The sequence below is a fragment of the Mycobacterium sp. NGS11 genome (assembly GCF_059813315.1).
The window spans coordinates 29,935-45,498 of the sequence record NZ_JCALEJ010000019.1; the positions used below are offsets into that span (position 1 = coordinate 29,935).

Below are 15,564 nucleotides of genomic sequence, written 5' to 3' on the forward strand. Positions count from 1 at the left end.
CGAGAGAGGGGTGAAAAGCAATGTCCTCCGCGAAAAATGACCGGACCCGACCGACGGTGACGCTCTGGCTCGACCCGGTGTGTCCGTACTCGTGGAACACCGCACGTTGGCTCCGCGCCGTCGCAGAGAAGACTGGACTGGCGATCGACTGGCACCTGATGAGCCTGGCGGTTCTCAACGAGGGTCGGGAGTTGTCACCCGCGCAGCAGGCCCACATGCGTGACTCGCGGCAGATCGGCTGGCTGATGGCCGCTATAGCGCGCGACCATGGCGACGCGGGATGGAACGCGGCGTATTTCGCCTTCGGCGAGCGACACTTCGACCGCTCAGAGCCTGTCAGCGGCGACCTCGTCGCGCAGGTCTTGATGGCGGCGGGGGCCCGCGGCGCAGAAGCGGCGGCGGTCTCCGACGCGTCCCTGGACGACTTCATCCGGACCCAGCATGAGGAGGGCCAAAAGGCACTCGGTGAGACCGGGGGCAGCCCCATTCTGCGGATCGGCGACCACACATTCTTCGGGCCTGTGCTGACCGGGCTTCCGGATTCCGATGCCGCCACCGCGCTGTTCGATGCGATCGCGACCTTGGCCGCGATTCCGCAGTTTGCCCAACTGCAACGGCCACGCGCGGCCTAGCCGCACGAGCGTCGACGCTGAAACAAGGAGGAAAGAATGACATCGACGTTGAGCACCACGCTGCACACCTCGTTCGAGGATGCGGTGGACCGGACGACAAAGGCGTTGGCGGATCAGGGTTTTGGCGTCCTGACGACAATCGACGTCAAGGCCACGCTGAAGCAGAAGCTGGGCGAGGACATGGAGGATTACCTCATCTTGGGCGCCTGCAACCCCACGCTCGCGCATCGCGCGCTGGGCATTCATCGCCAGATCGGCCAGCTGTTGCCGTGCAACGTGGTGGTGCGGTCCGATCCCGCCGGTGATGCCGATGCGGTTCTGGTCGAAGCGATGGATCCCCAACTCATGGTCAAGGTGACGGGCGAGCAGGGAGCTCTGCAGGAAGTCGCCGACCAGGCCACCGCCAAGCTGCAAGCGGCGATCGGCGCGCTGGGATAACCCGGATAGCCGCGCGGGCGCAAGCGCTCGCCGGCCCGACTAGCCGTCTTGGCTGCGCGCTTCGGCGCCCGACTCACCGGCGTCGAACGAGTCATCCGAACCCGCAGCCCCCACATACGAGCCGTCTTCCTCGCCCGCGGCGGCGCGGGACTGAGTCTGGTGGTTCTCAGCGTCCACGTCTTCCTCGGCCTTGTGGCCCTTGTGATCTGGCATGGTGGCTTCCTTTTCTGGGGAGGGGGAGTTCCCCCGTGGGGTTCCCTCGACAGCCGAGATGAAACGGCGACCTCCGGCCACGACGTGGAGCCACGGCGCTATTGTTAGCAGCCGAAGCCAAGGAGAACATCGAATGCGCACCTTCGAATCAGTCACCGAACTTGCCGCGGCCGCGGGCGAAGACCTCGGGCACAGCGACTGGGTCACCATCACCCAGGAAGACGTCAACCTGTTCGCCGACGCGACCGGCGATCACCAGTGGATTCACGTCGACCCGGAACGGGCCGCGTCGGGCCCGTTCGGCAAGACCATCGCCCACGGTTTCATGACCTTGGCGCTGCTGCCCCAGCTGCAGCACCAGATCTACACCGTCAACGGCATCAAGCTGGCAATCAACTACGGCCTCAACAAGGTTCGATTCCCCGCCCCGGTTCCGGTCGGCTCCCGGGTACGCGCCCAGAGTTCGTTGGTCAGCGTCGACGACGTGGGTAACGGCGCCGTGCAGGCGACCATCTCGACCACCGTCGAGATCGAGGGATCGGCCAAGCCGGCGTGCGTGGCCGAAAGCGTGGTTCGCTTCGTCGCATAAAACCCGCGCCTAAAACCCACGTCGAGCGTCGAGTTGTTGCGGTGAAACGCGGGCTTTTCCCCAACAAGTCGACGCTCGACGTCAGAACTCGGCGACCGCGTGTTCCAGCCGCTCGGCCAGCCGCGCTTGTGCTTCGGCGCGCCGGGTCGGGATGTGGGCTGAGGGGAAAGGCGTTGTCACCGGCTCATATTCACGCAGGGTCCGGCGGGCGACCGTCATCTTGTGCAGTTCGGTCGCGCCGTCGGCGATGCCCAGGGATTCGGCGGCCACCAGCATTTTGACGAACGGCATCTCGTCGGAGACGCCGAGTGCGCCGTGTAGGTGCAGCGCGCGCTGCGCGACGTCGTGCAGGACCTGCGGCATGGCCACTTTCACCGCCGCGATGTCGCGGCGCACCTTCTGATAGTCGTGGTGCTTGTCGATCAACCAGGCGGTGCGCAGCACCAGCAGCCGGAATTGCTCGATCTGGATCCAGCTGTCGGCGATCTTCTCCTGCGTCATCTGGAAGTCGGCCAGCTTCCCATGCCTGGTCCGGCGCGAGACCGCGCGCTCACACATCATGTCAAAAGCCTTGCGCGCCAACGCTATCGTCCGCATGGCGTGATGGATGCGGCCACCGCCCAGGCGGGTCTGCGCGATCATGAACGCCGAACCTTCGCCGCCGAGCACATGGTCGGCCGGCACCCGCACGTCGTTGTAGCGAACGTATCCGTGTGAGCCGTGCTTACCGGACTCGCCCCCCACCGCGACGTTCCGAATGATCTCGATGCCTGGGGTCTCGGCGGGGACGATGAAGAGCGACATCTTGTCGTACGTGCGCGCGTCGGGCTTCGTCACCGCCATGACGATGAAGAACGACGCGTGCTTGGCGTTGCTGGAAAACCACTTCTCCCCGTTGATGACCCAGTCGTCTCCGTCCCGGGTTGCGCTCGTCACGAACATCCCCGGATCGGAACCACCCTGTGGTTCGGTCATCGAGTAACAGGAGGTGATCTCGCCGTCCAGCAACGGCTGCAGGTACCTGGCCTTCTGCTCGTCGGTGCCGAACAGCGCGAGGATCTCGGCGTTGCCGGAATCCGGCGCCTGACAGCCGAATACCGAAGGCGCCCAACGGGAACGCCCGAGGATCTCGTTGAGAAGCGCGAGCTTGACCTGACCGAACCCCTGACCGCCGAGCTCGGGGCGCAGGTGGGCCGCCCACAGGCCCTGGTCCTTCACCTGCTGCTGCAACGGCCGCAGAATGGCCATCATCTCCGCGTTGTGCTTGTCATAGGGGTCGAGGGCGACCAGGTCGAGCGGTTCCAGCTCTTCGACCATGAACTTTTCCACCCAGTCCAGCTTTGCCTGGTATTCGGGGTCTGTTTCGAAGTCCCACACGAGGGCCAACCAATCCCCGGCGCAGCGCCGCGCCGGACTCGTCGATGAAGCCACCCCATCCTAGAGCGAGGCGGCCAGGATTCAGTCGTCGGCGCGGGTGTCTATCACGCGCTGGGCGACGTCGATGAGCTTGGTCTGGCTCTCCTGGGAAAGCCGGCGCAGCAACTCGAAGGCACGCACATCGTCGACGCCGTAGCGCTCCATGATGATGCCCTTGGCCTGGCCGATACGGTCTCGCGTGGACAGGGCCGACAGCATTTGCTGTCCGTGCCGCGAGGCCATGATCGCCGAGGCGGCATGCGCGGCGAACACCGTTCCGATGGTTTCGGCCTCGGTGTCCCACACGCCGGGCCGAAAGCTGAACAGGTTGAGCGCGCCGGCAGTGCGCTCCGCCGTATACAGCTTGAACGAGAGGCTGCTCAGCACGCCGTGCTCCACGGCCGCCGGGGCGTAGTGAGGCCAGCGCGGTTCCTCGCGAAGGTCGTCGGTGCGCACGATCGTTTCTTTCAGCGCGGCGTCGTGGCAAGGGCCCTCACCGAAGTCGTGTTGTAGCTTGTCCAGCTTGGCGACCAGGCTGTCGGTGTCGGCGAGGGATTCGAAGTCGCCGCCGCCCTTCACCAGCAGTACGCCCGCGATGTCCGCCGCCGGTATCAGCTCCACAGCCGTGGTGGTCACGTCGGCGAGAACCCGGTCGAGCGAGCGCGGCGCCGCGATTTCCCGGGCGAGCTCGGCCATGCGCGTAGCCAGCTCGTGCCGCGAGGTCGCGTCCAAAGACTCCATGGGACCGGATTCTCCACGATGTACCCCCGTGGGTCACCCCGTCCGCGCATTTTTCCGCGGCGCCGACCCGCCGAGAAGTTTGCGGAGTGCATCGTTTGGCCCCATGAGCCCCGGGTACCCGCCGTCGACAGCCCGATGCCAATCCCCCAGGAGGCCCCAGTGTTTGTGCACAACAAAGATCTTCAATTCGAGGTTCGCGTCGATCGACCCGACCCTCGCTTCGCGTCGCTGCTGATGGAACAGTTCGGCGGAGCCAACGGGGAACTCACCGCGGCGCTGCAGTACTTCACCCAGGCGTTCGTGCTGCGGCAGAAGAACCCCAAGATGTACGACCTGTTCATGGACATCGCGACCGAGGAGTTGAGCCACCTCGAAATGGTCGGGTCGATGATCACGATGCTGCTCGACGGGCTCAACGACAACCTCAAGATCGCCAACGAAAAATGTGACTGGATGCCGGCGGTGGCTTCCAACGGCGGCGGCCGGGATGGCCTCATCCATTCGGTCGCGGTCAACCCGCTGTTCCTGGTGCTCAGCGGCGGTGGGCCCGACGTCAAGGACTCCGGTGGAAACAACTGGACGGGCGCCTACATCGACGCCAACGGTGACCCGACCGTCGACCTGCGCAACAACGTCGCGGCGGAGTCGCGTGCCAAGATCGTCTACGAATACCTCAAGCAGTACACCGATGACCCCGGCGTTCAGGACACCCTGACGTTCCTGATGACCCGCGAGGTGGCGCACTATCAGCAATTCAGCGCCGCGCTGAACGAGCTGCCGGTGAACTTCCCACCCGGACAGTTGCCGGGTGACCCACGCTTCCAGAACGTGGCGTTCAACATGTCCAACGGCGGCGGCGAGTCCATCCGCGGCCCGTGGAACCAAGGCCAGGGGCCGTGGCCCGAGGGCATGGAATGGGAGTACGTCGAAAAGCCCGAAGAACAGTGGCTGGGCGGCACCACGCGCAAGAACACGGGCGCTGCCGAGAACCCGCAGGGCTCACCGGCCGTCAACGCCGAGAAGCCATTCACCCACGAACAGCACGTTCCCACAGGATAGTTGGAGCGGAACAAGGGCCGGGCGTCGATTATTCGGCGCCCGGCCGCCGGCCGGCCTCAATGCATCTGGGGATCCGGCGGGTTGTCCTCGCCGCGGCCGGTGAGCGCGTCGCGCACGTGGTCGACCGCCGCCGCAGCCATTCCCATCGTTTTCAGCACCGCGGGGTTCGGCGGCGTGTCCGGATGCGGTCGGGTCGGGGCAATCTTCTTCCCGGCTTCCAGCTTCGCGCCGATCTTCTCCAAATCCGCACGGCTCATTACGGTTTCGACCTGAGGCCAAACCTCATTCTGTTCGTAGGCGATGTGTTCGCGCCCCGCCTTGACGAATTCCTGCAACGCTTCGTGGTAATCCGGCTCGCCCGGCTTACCGTCCTCGAGGCGCTGCAGCAGCTTCTTTCCGGCTTGCTCCTGCTCGATCGCCTTGTCGACGAGTCCGTCACCGATCGCGTCGCGTACCGCGGGCCAGAAAAACTGCTCCTCGATCGCTTCGTGCTGTGACTCGGCGATGATGAGGTTGTTGACCATGGTCTCCAGGCCGCTCGCCTGCGCACCGGACCCCGACGGCGCGCCGTCCAGCGTCTCCAATAAGCCGAGCACGCTCTTATGGTCCTGACGAAGAAAAGTGATTGCGTCCATGCCGTGCCTTCCAGTCGGGGCTGTGAGAAGTTCGCGTGCGGATACCCCGGCTGACCGCGCCGAAACGGTAGGTGGGCGAGGTGCGTTCAGCGCAGTTGCGGTAAGACGTTGGCGCGGTAGAAGTCGATGGCGACGACGGGATCGCCCTGGGGAAAGTGCAGGAACGGGATGGCGCCGGCGTCCAGAACCCGCTGCACGGCGTCGACGTGCGGACCTGCGTCGGTGCCGACCGTCCAGCCGGCCAGCACCTTGTCAATGGGGTTGGACTCGGCCGCGCGCTGGATCTCGACGGGGTTGGGCTGATCGACGGCCCCGGCGGTGAAACGCCACAGCGTGGCGGCCCGGATCGCCTCGGCGTTGTCGCCGACGACCGCGAACAACTCGGCGCGCTTGCCCAGCGTGCCCGCATCGCGGCCGGCGTCCCGCGCGCCGGCAGCGAAGGCCGCCAAGAGTTTTGGATTGGTGACATCGTGGGCCTGGGTGATCCAGCCGTCCCCGCGCTGCCCCGCAAGCCGGGCGCTCTTCGGGCCGGCGGCTGCCACGAAGATCGGCGGGGGCGTGGCCGGGACGTCGTAAAGCTTCAGCGAATTGGTCTGAAAATAGCGTCCGGAGAACGAGATTCGCGAGCCACTCCATAGCTGGCGAATCAGGTCGATCGCTTCGGCCAGCCGGTCGTGGCGCTCGGCGTAATTGCCGTAGGTGTCGGTGGTGGCCTGCTCGTTGAGCCGCTCGCCGGTGCCCAGTCCCAGAAACACCCTGCCCGGGTTCAGGATCGCCAGCGACGCGAAGGCCTGGGCGACTGTGGCGGGGTGGTAACGGTAGCTCGGACAGGTCACCCCGGTGCCGAACGAGATGTGGCTGGTGCCGCTGCCGACCAGCGCCAGCGTCAGCCAGGGAAACATCGCGTGGCCCTCGTTGTCCTGCCATGGCTGGATGTGGTCGCTGGCCCACACGTACTGAAAGCCGGCCCGTTCGGCCGCCTGAGCCTGTGCCACCAGGCGATCGGTGCGGAACTGCTCGTGCGAGAGCACGAAGCCTACGCCCTTGCCCGGCGGCGGTGGGCCGCCGGACTTGCCATGTTCGCCAGCCGGTTTCGCGCATCCGTCGGTCAGGCCGACGGATCCGAGCATGCCCGCACCGGCCGCGACCCGACCGAATGCCCGCCGCGAGATGCCGGTCACCGGATCGGCATACCCGTACCACCCGGGCTCACACCCACTAGCCTGATGCGGATGACCCCGCAGGTCCGACCGGCAGTAAAGGCCGATGTCCGTGAGCTCTCCAGCACGCTGGCGCGCGCGTTCTACGACGACCCGGTGATGATCTGGCTGATTCCCGACCAGGACAAGCGGACCGTGCACCTGTCCAGGTTGTTCGCGACGATGACGCGCCACCACCACCTGGCACGCGGGGGCGTGGAGGTGGCCGGCGCGGACGCGGGTATCGGCGCGGCCGCGCTGTGGGATCCGCCCGGCCAGTGGCAGGAGACCACCGGCGGGCAGCTGGCGATGACGCCGACTTTCATCCGGGTGTTCGGCCTGCGCTCGATGCGCGGGCGCGCGGTACAGGAACTGATGAAGAGCCTGCACCCCGAGGAACCGCACTGGTACCTGGCCGTGATCGGCAGCGATCCGACGGTCCGCGGCACAGGATTCGGTCAGGCGCTGATGAGGTCGCGGCTGGACCGGTGCGACGCCGAATACTGCCCGGCATATCTCGAGTCGAGCAAGCCCGAAAACGTGCCGTACTACGAGCGTTTCGGCTTCACGGTCACCCGCGAGATCGTGCTGCCCTATGGTGGTCCGAGCCTATGGGCCATGTGGCGCCAGCCGCGGTGACGGCCCGCCAACCGGCCCCCGCCCGCGTTTAGCCCCGCGAAGGCGCGGGCAACCGTCTCGGCATGAGCGATAACCCCCAGGCCGACCTGGATCCCGCGGACTTCCCCGAGGAGGGCGGCCCGGGTGACACCTTGAACGCGAGCGAAAGCACCGACTCGGACGAATTGCGCAATGACGACGGCGACATCGTCGTCGACCCTCCCGAGGGCTGGAGCGAGGCTGACAAGTTCGGCATGACCGCCAGGGAAGAACGCGAGGGCGAGTCCCTCGACGCCCGGTTGGCGGCCGAGGAGCCCGACGTCCCCGATGCCATCGAGCCGGTCGACGACAAACCCCGGCGCGCGCACCGGGGCCAGATCGACGGCACCCCCGAAGACGGCGACTCGCTGTACGAGGTCGTCGACGAATAAGTCAGTGTTCGGCTGTTTACTGCAGCCGACGCGATCAGGGCGTGCTTCGCCAACCGGCGATGCCGGTCGCGATCATCCTCAGCTGCTTGACGGCGAGCCGGCGGATGTCCTCGGTCGCCTCGGCGCTCTGCGAATCCTCGATGGCCTCCGCGATCACGATCATCGCGTTGACGAACAAGGTCGCCAGCACGTTGAGATCCTCGGTGGTCCACTTGTTCAGCCCGGGAAATCGCGCCAGGTCGGTGGCCAGCTCGGACGTGATCAGCCGGATTTCGGTGCGAATGGCGTATCGCAGCACAGACAGGCCACTGTTGCGTTCCCGGCCGATGAGCCGCCAGTGTTCGCGCCGGTCGGCGACGCTGGCGACCAGGATCTCGACCGAGGACTCGATCACCCGGTTCGGGTCGAGCTTGCCGGCCCGCGCGTCGCGCAGGGTGTCGCGCAGGCTCCGGAACGACTCGTCGATCAGGACCAGGCCCAGGGCCTCCATCGATTCGAAATGCCGGTAGAAGGCCGCCGGAACGATGCCTACCTCGCGGGTAACCTCGCGCAGGCTCAAGCTGGAGAAGCTGCGGTCCTGCAACAGCTTGAGGGCCGCGGCGATGATGGCCCGACGAGTCGCCTCCTTGCGCTCCTCCCGCGACTGGCTTTCGCGCGTGCGCTCGCGACCTGAGCCGCGCCCGCGTGAGCTAGGAGTACGGCTGTTCACTGTGTGAACCCTACCACAGCCAGGCAGTAAACCCTTGACTACCTGGCCGCCGTGGCCTCACGGTGTACATATGTTCACTCAAACCGCCCAAACTTCTGGCCGAGTCCTCGCGCGGACCCTTCGGCAGCGTGTGTTGGGTTCAGAGCTGTTAGACCTGCTGACCGGTCCGCACGGCGTCGACCGCTACACCGAACTGGTGGCGCCGACCTGGACGCTGGGCGAAGCCCGCGCCAAAGTGACGGACGTGCGCCGGACCACCCCGCGCAGTGTCACCCTGACCCTGACCCCCAACGACACCTTCCTGTCCGCTCACACCCTGAAGGCCGGCCAGTACGTCAACCTCACGGTCGAGATCGACGGCCGTCGGCACACCCGTTGCTATTCGCCCGCCAATGCCGAAGGGACGGCCGGCCTCGAGTTGACCATCGGTCGGCACGAGGGCGGCCTGGTCTCGAATTATCTGTACGAACACGCCCACCGCGGCATGGTGGTCGGCTTGACGGGCACCGGGGGCGACTTCACGTTGCCGGCGCCCGGACCGCAGAGCCCGCAGCGCATCCTCTTCATCTCCGGCGGCAGCGGCATCACTCCCGTGATGGCGATGGCGCGCACCCTGCTCACCCAGCGCCATCCGGGCGAGATCGCCTTCATCCACTACGCCCGCACGCCCGCCGAGGCCTGCTACCGAAACGAGCTGGCCGCGATGTCCCCGGTGCGGGTGCTGCACGGCTATACCCGATCCGACGACGGCGACCTCACCGGGCGCTTCGGCCCGGAGCACCTGGCCGCCGCGATGCCGTCGCCCGACGCGGTATTCGTCTGCGGGCCAACGCCTTTGGTCGAGGCCGTCCGATCGCACTGCGACAACGTGTACACCGAGAGCTTTGTGCCGCCGGCCTTCGACACGCCGGCGGAACCGTCGGGCGGACGAGTCACATTCGCCGACAGCGGCGTTGACATCGTCGACGACGGGCGGTCGCTGCTGGAACAGGCCGAAGCGGCGGGTCTGTCGCCCGAAAACGGATGCCGGATGGGCATCTGCCACACCTGCACGCGCCGCAAAACGGCCGGCACCGTGCGCAACCTGGTCACCGGTGCGGTCTCCACCGCTCCCGATGAAGACGTGCAGATCTGCGTGTCCGTTCCGGTCGGTGACGTGGACCTGTCGCTGTAAACGCCAACTCAGCTCATAAAACGCTTGGAGGACAAGCAATGTCGAACGAAAAGATCACCCTGACCCGCGAACAGGCCGACGCGTTCGGCCGTGAACTCGACGCCATCAAGGAACGCGTGATGGCCGAACTCGGCGAAGAGGACGCCGACTACATCCGTCGCGTCATCAAGGCGCAGCGCGCGCTGGAAGTCGGCGGCCGAGCGCTGCTGTTCGCCGGGTTCCTGCCGCCGGCATGGCTGGCGGGCACCGCGATGCTGGGCCTGTCGAAGATCCTGGACAACATGGAGATCGGCCACAACATCATGCATGGCCAGTACGACTGGATGCGCGACCCGGCGATCTCCGGCCGCACCTTCGAATGGGACACGGCATGCCCGGCCGATCAGTGGCGGCACTCGCACAACTACATGCACCACACCCACACCAACATCGTGGGGATGGACCGCGACATCGGCTACGGAATTCTGCGGATGAGCGAAGACCAGCCGTGGCAGCCCTACTTCCTCGGCAACCCCGTCTATGCGTTCCTGCTGATGGTGCTGTTCCAGTACGGCGTCGCGCTGCACGAGCTGGAAACCGAGCGCATTCGCTCCGGCGAGATCCGGCTCGAGGACAAGAGGGAAGTCCTGCGGGCCATCTGGAAGAAGACCCGACGGCAGACCCTCAAGGACTACGTCGCCTTCCCGCTGCTGGCCGGACCCGTCGCTCCGTTCGTCTTCACCGGTAACCTCACCGCCAACCTGATGCGCAACGTGTGGTCGTACATGATCATCTTCTGCGGCCACTTCCCGGACGGGACGCAGGAGTTCACCGTCGAAGAAACCAAGGACGAGTCGCGCGGCATGTGGTACTTCCGCCAGGTCCTCGGCTCGGCAAACCTTACCGGCGGCAGGCTCTTTCACCTGCTGTCCGGCAACCTGTCACACCAGATCGAGCACCACCTGTTCCCCGACATGCCGGCCCGCCGGTACTCCGAGATCGCTCGAGAGGTGCAGGAGATCTGCGAACGCTACGGCATCCCGTACAACCGCGGCCCGCTGCTGCGCCAATTCGGCACCGTCGTCCGCAAGATCGTCCGGCTGACCTTCCCCGACTCGTGGACGCAGCAGTCCGGCGCCGAGAAGTCCCCCGAGCGCGAGCCTGTCGCCGCGTAAATCCGCGCGGCCCGGCCCATTGCCTCGCGCCGGGACAGGGGGACAATGAGGTCCGTGGAATGGACCGGCGCGCGCTATGCGGATACCCCGACAGTGGAAGCCTCGACGTGGATCGACGCCGACCCGGCGCGGGTCTGGAGCCTGGTCTCCGATATCGCGCTGATGCCGACCTTCAGTGACGAGCTGAAGGCCGTGGAATGGGCCGAGGGATCGGATGGCCCGCGGGTCGGCGCTCGCTTCGTCGGCCACAACGAGCATGACGCCTTTGGGCAGTGGAGCAGCACCTCGCAGATCGTCGCCTGCGACCAGCCGCACGAGTTCGCCTGGGCCGTGGGCCAACCCGACGACCCTGCGGCGATGTGGCGATTCCGGCTCGCCCCCCGCGACGGCGGCACCCTGCTGAACTACTGGATGCAGATGGGGCCGGGCCGCTCGGGCCTGTCGGTGGCCCTCGAGGCGATGCCCGATAAGGAACAGAAGATCGTGTTCGTGCGGCTGCGCGAATTCGAGGGCGCGATCGGAAAAACACTGGCGGCCATCAAACGGCTCGCCGAGCGCGGAGTGCATTGATGCGGACGGCCACCACGGTCGAGCTGTCCGGCTCAGGCAGCGAGGTCGCCGAGGTCACTGCGCTGGTCGTCGAGGCGGAGAAGCTGGGGCTGGATGTCTGCTGGGTGGCCGAGGCGTGGGGCGCGGATGCGCCGTCGGCGCTGGGCTACCTGGCGGCGCGCACCGAGCGGATCGTGCTGGGTTCCGGCGTGCTTCAAGTCGGCACGCGGTCGCCGGTCATGGTCGCCCAGACCGCGATCACGCTGTCCAACCTGTCGAACGGGCGGTTTCTGCTCGGTCTGGGCGCCTCGGGCCCGCAGGTCATCGAGGGCTTGCACGGCGTCTCGTTCAGCCGACCGCTGGCACGCATGTCCGACACGATCGACATCGTGCGGCAGGCGTTCGCCGGCGGGAAGATCTCCTACGCCGGAGAGGCGCTGGAGATTCCGCGGCCCGGCGGTGAGGCGGTGCCGATGCGCTTGTCGGCCCGCGCCGAGCACGCCATTCCGGTGTACCTGGCCGCGCTGTCACCGGCGATGCTGCGGTTGACCGGACGCGTCGCCGACGGCTGGCTGGGCACCAGCTTCGTTCCCGAAGGGGCCGGCGACGCCTACTTCGCCCACCTCGATGACGGGCTGGCGTCCGCGAACCGCACCCGCGCCGATATCGACATCTGCCAGGGCGCCGAAGTCGCTTTCGCCGCAGACGAAGACGAGTTGCGGGGCATGGTCGCGGGCCGAAAAAGGGAGCTGGCCTTCAGCCTCGGCGGCATGGGATCGTCGAGCACCAACTTCTACAACCGGGCCTACAGCCGGCAGGGTTGGGCAGACGTCGCCGCCGAGGTGCGCGAGCGCTGGCAGAGCGGCGACCGGGACGGGGCGGCCACCCTGGTGACCGACGAGATGGTGCTGGCCACCACGCTCATCGGGACCGAGGAGATGGTCTCCGCGCGCCTTAAGGTGTGGCGCGACGCCGGGGTCGACACCGTGCGGCTGTATCCCGCGGGCGCCACCCTGGACGCCAAGCTGGAGACGTTGGGCCGGGCGATCGAACTGGTCCGCGAAACCTAGCTCACGTCGGTCGGGGCGTCGATCGCCTTGACGAGTTTCACCTCGGGCCGCTGCGGCACGCCGTCGGCAAGGAACCACCGAAATGCCAGGTTTCCGCGCGGATACCCCAGCGTGGTAAGCGAATTCGGATGTGACGTCGTGTCGTGAGACAACACGACCGTCACGGAGCCGTCGCTGTTGGCGACGGCGCTGTGGCCGTTGAGGGAGCAGCGGGCATCCTGCGCGCCGAAGGTTGCCATGAACTGATTCCACACCACCAGGTTCCAGAACCTGCATGACGGCGGCCGGTGCGTGATGACCAGCGCCTCGTCTGCGTCGAGCACGAAACTGCCGTAGGCGTAGCAGGCGTCGCGCGCCGACCAGCCGAAGTTGGCATCGGGCACCTGGTAGGGATCGGCGAATGCGTTGGCGGCATGGGCGGTTTCGTGCCCCAATGCGTGCTCCTGATCGACGCGGTTCCCGACGGCCAGCGGCACGATGGCGAACATCGTCCGCAACCAGGCCGTGGCGGCGCGCAGACTCGCCGCGGTCTCGGCGTCACCGTGCCTGATCGGGTCGGGATCGTCGAGCGCCTCGATGTGCCAGGTCACCGGGCGGCCGGTCAGGGGATCGCCCTGATAGTCGCGGGTCATCAATACGGCCGCATCGGGGGTGGCGGGAAAATCAAAGGTGAAGTTGCCGTCGGCGTCGATATCGAGATCGGTGTCGCGGACGATGGCGACCACCCGATCGGACCAGGCGCCGGGTGATGGCTCGTTGTAAGCCGTCACCGAGAAGTACACGCTGTCACCCGTGTTCCCGCTGATCCGGTACCGGCGGGCGGGATCGACCGGGCAGATGAAGTAGTAGGCGTCGGTGTTGTCCCCGCCCCAGCGGCGGTCGCGGCGGAAGGGAGTGTTCACCGCGACGAACTGCGGCCGACCCGGTTCGGGGAACAAGTAGGTGTCCAGCGCGACGCCTAGGGTGGCGGCGAGCATGCGATAGCCGTCGGCCACGTGCCGGTCGTCGGTGACGGCACGGTCACCCTCGAGGAACGAGTGGTCCAGTTCGCCAAGCGTTTTCAGCAGTTCCTGCCACGCGTGCGTCGACTGATGCGTCATGCGCCGATTCCTTTCAGGAGCAACTTGGTGGTGCGATCGACCCACGCATCGTCGAGTTCGCCGGCGTGGGTGAGGAGGGAGACCAGCGCGATGCCGGCGATGGTCTCGGCCAGTTCGACGGCGGTCACGTCGGACCGCACCTCACCGCGCGCCGCGGCGGCCGCGAGCCAGTCGGCGAGGCCACCGCCGATGACGCCGGCGAACCGCTCCAGCAGCGCCGAATGCAGCGTCGGATCCGCGGCCATCTCGCCGATCAGGCCGGGCAGCGCCGCCCGGGCGGCCGGGGTGCTCAGGAAAGCCATTGTGCGGCGGACCATTTCGCGTAGACCATCGCGAACCCGCCCGCTGTCGGGTATGGCGGTGCCCGCGCCGATCGGGAACACCGCCTCGTGCACCAGGTGTGCCTTGCTGGGCCAGCGGCGATAGATGGCCGGCTTGCTGGTGCCCGCGCGCTCGGCGATGGCGGAGACCAACAGGCCGGGGTAACCGGTTTCGGCCAGCAGCTCGACCGTCGCGCGGAGCACCGCGGCGTCGATCCGGGGATCACGGGGTCTGCCAAAATCCACAACCATTACGAAACTCAGAGTAACATAAGTCGCCGTGAACGTTCGGCTTGACGATCTCGCCTCGCCCCGGTTCAGCCCCGAGGGCCAACAGATTCTGGACATGATGGCCTCGATGGCGCCGGAGTGCCCGTTGGACGCCGGCGCGCTGCACGCCAAGGCCAGCGCCGACACCGGTCTGCATGATTTCGGCCCGACCGATTACCGCGAGCGCCTCGAGGTCTACCTCGCCGCGCTGCGCGAGATCGACGGCCTGCACGACGCCGGGGTGGTGAACTTCTACGGGCAACTGTTGCAGGTGCTCAAGAACCGGCTGCTGTTGGCCGAACTGCTGCGGCGCCATCCCGAGATCAACGGGATCGACCTGCGCTCGCCGGTGGTGATTGCCGGGCTGCCCCGTACCGGCACCACGCACCTGCACAACATGCTGGCCGCGCCGCCGACCTTTCGCACCATGCCGTACTGGGAGAGCAACGAGCCGTTCCCGATGCCGAATGAGGTTGGCATCGAACCGGATCCGCGGCGGACCCGGATGGATGTCGCGGTCGGGGTGATCAACATGGTGATGCCGCATTTCGCGCTCATGCACGAGATGACCACCGACCACGTCCACGAAGAGATCCAGTTGTTGGCCAACGACGTGTCGACGATGCTGCTGGAGACGCTCGCCGAGGTGCCCCGCTGGCGCGACTACTACCAGGCGCACGACCAGACGCCGCACTACCGATACCTGGCGACCCAACTCCGGGCGATGCAGTATCTGCGCGGCGGGCGGCGCTGGCTGCTCAAGTCGCCCCAGCATCTCGAGCAGGTGCCCGTGCTGGATCGGGTGTTTCCCGACAGCATCGTGGTGTTCACCCACCGCGATCCCGTGCCGGTGGCGCTGTCGATGATTACGATGATCACCTACTCCGCGCGCATGCATCGCTCGCCGGTGCCGGTGGAGCAGATCGCCAACTACTGGATCGATCGCCTCGATCAGATGCTCACCGCGCTCATCCGCGACCGCGACGCCGTCGGGCCGGACCGCTCGATCGACGTCCGGTTCGACGACTTCATGGCCGACGAACTCGGCGTGGCTCAACGGGTATACGCCCTGGCGGGCGAACCGTTCACCGACGAGGCACGCGCGGCCATCGACGACTACCTGACGGGCCACCGGCGCGGACGACTGGGCAATGTCGAGACGTCGTACGAGATGTTCGGGCTGGACGAGGGAAACCTGCGCGAGCGCTTCGCGCCGTATGTCGAGCGATTTCTGGCCTAAGCCTTTC

Annotated in this window: 19 protein-coding genes; 11 read left to right on the top strand and 8 right to left on the bottom strand. The window is 66.7% G+C overall.

Annotated features, from left to right (window positions below; all coding sequences use genetic code 11):
* Positions 1-20 precede the first annotated feature (20 nt).
* Both AC5Y4T_RS19065 and AC5Y4T_RS19070 read left to right on the top strand, forming a co-directional pair.
* The gene (locus AC5Y4T_RS19065; protein WP_499917561.1) at positions 21-632 is read left to right on the top strand and encodes a DsbA family protein; all 612 of its coding nucleotides are present in this window, start codon (positions 21-23) and stop codon (positions 630-632) included.
* Between the two features lie 36 nt (positions 633-668).
* Entirely contained in the window at positions 669-1,070 is a 402-nt protein-coding gene (locus AC5Y4T_RS19070) for a DUF302 domain-containing protein (RefSeq protein WP_499917562.1), read from the top strand.
* A 39-nt stretch (positions 1,071-1,109) separates the two neighbouring features.
* Here AC5Y4T_RS19070 and AC5Y4T_RS19075 read toward each other — a convergent pair whose 3' ends face one another.
* Positions 1,110-1,283 (bottom strand): hypothetical protein, encoded by a 174-nt coding sequence (locus tag AC5Y4T_RS19075; protein WP_499917563.1) that lies wholly within the window; start codon positions 1,281-1,283, stop codon positions 1,110-1,112.
* A gap of 133 nt (positions 1,284-1,416) precedes the next feature.
* Between AC5Y4T_RS19075 and AC5Y4T_RS19080 the strand changes: the two genes are divergently transcribed.
* Positions 1,417-1,872 carry a MaoC family dehydratase gene (locus AC5Y4T_RS19080; RefSeq protein WP_499917564.1) on the top strand — a complete coding sequence of 152 codons (456 nt, stop codon included), beginning with the start codon at positions 1,417-1,419 and terminating at the stop codon, positions 1,870-1,872.
* An 81-nt stretch (positions 1,873-1,953) separates the two neighbouring features.
* Here AC5Y4T_RS19080 and AC5Y4T_RS19085 read toward each other — a convergent pair whose 3' ends face one another.
* Together AC5Y4T_RS19085 and AC5Y4T_RS19090 are read right to left on the bottom strand one after the other, a co-directional pair.
* A complete protein-coding gene (locus AC5Y4T_RS19085; protein WP_499917689.1) occupies positions 1,954-3,249 on the bottom strand; it encodes an acyl-CoA dehydrogenase family protein in 1,296 nt (431 codons plus the stop codon).
* Positions 3,250-3,330: 81 nt separating this feature from the next.
* Positions 3,331-4,029, bottom strand: coding sequence for a GAF and ANTAR domain-containing protein (locus tag AC5Y4T_RS19090; RefSeq protein WP_499917565.1), 699 nt, complete (start codon positions 4,027-4,029; stop codon positions 3,331-3,333).
* 159 nt (positions 4,030-4,188) lie between these two features.
* Between AC5Y4T_RS19090 and AC5Y4T_RS19095 the strand changes: the two genes are divergently transcribed.
* Complete coding sequence (locus AC5Y4T_RS19095; RefSeq protein ID WP_499917566.1) at positions 4,189-5,088, top strand: manganese catalase family protein; 900 nt, start codon at positions 4,189-4,191, stop codon at positions 5,086-5,088.
* 56 nt (positions 5,089-5,144) lie between these two features.
* Here AC5Y4T_RS19095 and AC5Y4T_RS19100 read toward each other — a convergent pair whose 3' ends face one another.
* The gene (locus AC5Y4T_RS19100) at positions 5,145-5,723 is read right to left on the bottom strand and encodes a hemerythrin domain-containing protein (protein ID WP_499954841.1); all 579 of its coding nucleotides are present in this window, start codon (positions 5,721-5,723) and stop codon (positions 5,145-5,147) included.
* A gap of 86 nt (positions 5,724-5,809) precedes the next feature.
* Positions 5,810-6,904, bottom strand: a complete 1,095-nt coding sequence (locus AC5Y4T_RS19105; RefSeq protein ID WP_499954843.1) for a F420-dependent hydroxymycolic acid dehydrogenase — start codon at positions 6,902-6,904, stop codon at positions 5,810-5,812.
* A 51-nt stretch (positions 6,905-6,955) separates the two neighbouring features.
* Between AC5Y4T_RS19105 and AC5Y4T_RS19110 the strand changes: the two genes are divergently transcribed.
* Both AC5Y4T_RS19110 and AC5Y4T_RS19115 read left to right on the top strand, forming a co-directional pair.
* Complete coding sequence (locus AC5Y4T_RS19110; RefSeq protein WP_499954845.1) at positions 6,956-7,561, top strand: GNAT family N-acetyltransferase; 606 nt, start codon at positions 6,956-6,958, stop codon at positions 7,559-7,561.
* A gap of 62 nt (positions 7,562-7,623) precedes the next feature.
* A complete protein-coding gene (locus tag AC5Y4T_RS19115; protein ID WP_499917570.1) occupies positions 7,624-7,971 on the top strand; it encodes a hypothetical protein in 348 nt (115 codons plus the stop codon).
* 34 nt (positions 7,972-8,005) lie between these two features.
* On the opposite strand, the gene AC5Y4T_RS19120 is transcribed toward AC5Y4T_RS19115, so the two are convergent.
* Positions 8,006-8,680 (bottom strand): TetR family transcriptional regulator, encoded by a 675-nt coding sequence (locus tag AC5Y4T_RS19120; protein ID WP_112707223.1) that lies wholly within the window; start codon positions 8,678-8,680, stop codon positions 8,006-8,008.
* A gap of 70 nt (positions 8,681-8,750) precedes the next feature.
* Here AC5Y4T_RS19120 and AC5Y4T_RS19125 point away from each other — a divergent pair, with 70 nt between their 5' ends.
* The 4 genes from AC5Y4T_RS19125 to AC5Y4T_RS19140 are packed head-to-tail and all read left to right on the top strand — an operon-like array spanning position 8,751 to position 12,627.
* Positions 8,751-9,854 carry a ferredoxin reductase gene (locus AC5Y4T_RS19125; protein WP_499954847.1) on the top strand — a complete coding sequence of 368 codons (1,104 nt, stop codon included), beginning with the start codon at positions 8,751-8,753 and terminating at the stop codon, positions 9,852-9,854.
* A 38-nt stretch (positions 9,855-9,892) separates the two neighbouring features.
* Entirely contained in the window at positions 9,893-11,008 is a 1,116-nt protein-coding gene (locus AC5Y4T_RS19130; protein WP_499947097.1) for a fatty acid desaturase family protein, read from the top strand.
* Positions 11,009-11,053: 45 nt separating this feature from the next.
* A complete protein-coding gene (locus tag AC5Y4T_RS19135) occupies positions 11,054-11,578 on the top strand; it encodes an SRPBCC family protein (RefSeq protein ID WP_499954849.1) in 525 nt (174 codons plus the stop codon).
* The gene (locus AC5Y4T_RS19140; protein WP_499954851.1) at positions 11,578-12,627 is read left to right on the top strand and encodes an LLM class flavin-dependent oxidoreductase; all 1,050 of its coding nucleotides are present in this window, start codon (positions 11,578-11,580) and stop codon (positions 12,625-12,627) included. The genes AC5Y4T_RS19135 and AC5Y4T_RS19140 overlap by 1 nt, the downstream gene beginning before the upstream one ends.
* Here the strand turns inward: AC5Y4T_RS19140 and AC5Y4T_RS19145 are convergent.
* Together AC5Y4T_RS19145 and AC5Y4T_RS19150 are read right to left on the bottom strand one after the other, a co-directional pair.
* A complete protein-coding gene (locus AC5Y4T_RS19145; RefSeq protein ID WP_499954853.1) occupies positions 12,624-13,727 on the bottom strand; it encodes a DUF1214 domain-containing protein in 1,104 nt (367 codons plus the stop codon). The genes AC5Y4T_RS19140 and AC5Y4T_RS19145 overlap by 4 nt on opposite strands.
* Positions 13,724-14,299 carry a TetR/AcrR family transcriptional regulator gene (locus tag AC5Y4T_RS19150; protein ID WP_499954855.1) on the bottom strand — a complete coding sequence of 192 codons (576 nt, stop codon included), beginning with the start codon at positions 14,297-14,299 and terminating at the stop codon, positions 13,724-13,726. Before AC5Y4T_RS19150 ends, AC5Y4T_RS19145 begins: the two co-directional genes overlap by 4 nt.
* 28 nt (positions 14,300-14,327) lie before the next feature.
* Between AC5Y4T_RS19150 and AC5Y4T_RS19155 the strand changes: the two genes are divergently transcribed.
* Positions 14,328-15,557, top strand: a complete 1,230-nt coding sequence (locus AC5Y4T_RS19155) for a sulfotransferase family protein (RefSeq protein ID WP_499954857.1) — start codon at positions 14,328-14,330, stop codon at positions 15,555-15,557.
* Positions 15,558-15,564 lie beyond the last annotated feature (7 nt).

Excerpts from the sequence above, each read along its gene's own strand:
- AC5Y4T_RS19065 (WP_499917561.1), top strand. The coding sequence starts at position 21 with ATGTCCTCCGCGAAAAATGACCGGACCCGACCGACGGTGACGCTCTGG.
- AC5Y4T_RS19075 (WP_499917563.1), bottom strand. The coding sequence starts at position 1,283 with ATGCCAGATCACAAGGGCCACAAGGCCGAGGAAGACGTGGACGCTGAG.
- AC5Y4T_RS19090 (WP_499917565.1), bottom strand. The coding sequence starts at position 4,029 with ATGGAGTCTTTGGACGCGACCTCGCGGCACGAGCTGGCTACGCGCATG.
- AC5Y4T_RS19125 (WP_499954847.1), top strand. The coding sequence starts at position 8,751 with ATGTTCACTCAAACCGCCCAAACTTCTGGCCGAGTCCTCGCGCGGACC.
- AC5Y4T_RS19070 (WP_499917562.1), top strand. The coding sequence starts at position 669 with ATGACATCGACGTTGAGCACCACGCTGCACACCTCGTTCGAGGATGCG.
- AC5Y4T_RS19100 (WP_499954841.1), bottom strand. The coding sequence starts at position 5,723 with ATGGACGCAATCACTTTTCTTCGTCAGGACCATAAGAGCGTGCTCGGC.
- AC5Y4T_RS19110 (WP_499954845.1), top strand. The coding sequence starts at position 6,956 with ATGACCCCGCAGGTCCGACCGGCAGTAAAGGCCGATGTCCGTGAGCTC.
- AC5Y4T_RS19115 (WP_499917570.1), top strand. The coding sequence starts at position 7,624 with ATGAGCGATAACCCCCAGGCCGACCTGGATCCCGCGGACTTCCCCGAG.
- AC5Y4T_RS19135 (WP_499954849.1), top strand. The coding sequence starts at position 11,054 with ATGAGGTCCGTGGAATGGACCGGCGCGCGCTATGCGGATACCCCGACA.
- AC5Y4T_RS19150 (WP_499954855.1), bottom strand. The coding sequence starts at position 14,299 with ATGGTTGTGGATTTTGGCAGACCCCGTGATCCCCGGATCGACGCCGCG.
- AC5Y4T_RS19145 (WP_499954853.1), bottom strand. The coding sequence starts at position 13,727 with ATGACGCATCAGTCGACGCACGCGTGGCAGGAACTGCTGAAAACGCTT.
- AC5Y4T_RS19130 (WP_499947097.1), top strand. The coding sequence starts at position 9,893 with ATGTCGAACGAAAAGATCACCCTGACCCGCGAACAGGCCGACGCGTTC.
- AC5Y4T_RS19080 (WP_499917564.1), top strand. The coding sequence starts at position 1,417 with ATGCGCACCTTCGAATCAGTCACCGAACTTGCCGCGGCCGCGGGCGAA.
- AC5Y4T_RS19140 (WP_499954851.1), top strand. The coding sequence starts at position 11,578 with ATGCGGACGGCCACCACGGTCGAGCTGTCCGGCTCAGGCAGCGAGGTC.